Genomic DNA, 293 nt, shown 5'->3' with positions numbered 1-293 from the left:
GGGATACAGGGAGATAAAACAGACGATGCAACTGAGCAGGCTGACGCTGAGAAGTAAAAAGCCGGAGCTTGTGGAGCAAGAGCTGTGGGGTGTCTTACTAGCTTATAATCTGGTGAGATATCAGATGATTAAAATGGCGGAACATCTGAAAGGTTACTGGCCGAATCAACTGAGTTTATCAGAATCATGCGGAATGGTGGGTAATGCTGCCAACTTACTGATTTAGTGTATGATGGTGATTTTAAGGTGCTTGCGTGGCTTCCATTTCCATCAGATGTCCTTCCTGCTCCGCT

Annotated in this window: 1 pseudogene; it reads left to right on the top strand. The window is 45.7% G+C overall.

The features are described 5' to 3' along the window. Window positions 1-199: pseudogene (locus tag BGK49_RS28155) on the top strand (IS4 family transposase); the annotation flags it as partial. Between the last annotated feature and the right edge of the window lie 94 nt (window positions 200-293).

The organism is Shigella sp. FC1544 (assembly GCF_001722145.1).
Classification (GTDB): domain Bacteria; phylum Pseudomonadota; class Gammaproteobacteria; order Enterobacterales; family Enterobacteriaceae; genus Escherichia; species Escherichia coli.
This window is presented reverse-complemented; position numbering and strand designations above follow the sequence as displayed.